At 66.2% G+C, this 518-nt stretch carries 1 pseudogene; it reads right to left on the bottom strand.

What is annotated here, in order from left to right:
- A pseudogene (locus HTT03_RS00035) lies at nucleotides 1–518 on the bottom strand (hypothetical protein); the annotation flags it as partial.

The raw sequence follows: 518 nt of genomic DNA, 5'->3' as shown, positions 1-518 counted from the left end.
CCGGTGGCGCCTTCCTTGGTGCCGACGGGCAGGATCGTGACCATGTCGCGGGAGTTGATTGGGGTGCCCCATTCGATCTCAAAAGCAGCGCCGGTGGTGACAGTCTCCGGCCCGCTGATGCTGGCTTCTGGGGAGGTGACTTCGATGGGCGCGGTGGCGAGGGTCTTGGCCCCTTCGTTGAGGATATAGCGCAACTCATAGAGCCCCGGCTCCGCAGGTGCGGTAAGTTGGCCTGTGGTCTCGTCGCCAACGCGGCGGTAGGGGCCGGTGGCGCCTTCCTTCGTGCCGACAGGCAGGATCGTGACCATGTCGCGGGGGTGCGTTGGGGGGCTCCACTCAACGTCAAAGCCCGCCCCGGTCGCTACGCTTTCCGGCCCGGAAATGGAGGCTTCAGGCCGGGTCAGTTCTGGCTCCGGCGCGGGGTCTGGCTGGGCCATCGCGGCCTGAACTTGATTTAGCGCGTCATGCAGTTCGGTCGCATTGCTTGCGGGGAGGAAGACGCCGCCCGTGTTCTCGGC

This window comes from Sulfitobacter maritimus (assembly GCF_013346665.1).
GTDB lineage: Bacteria > Pseudomonadota > Alphaproteobacteria > Rhodobacterales > Rhodobacteraceae > Sulfitobacter > Sulfitobacter maritimus.
Note: the sequence above shows the minus strand (reverse complement) of the source record. Positions and strands in the feature narration are given on the sequence as shown.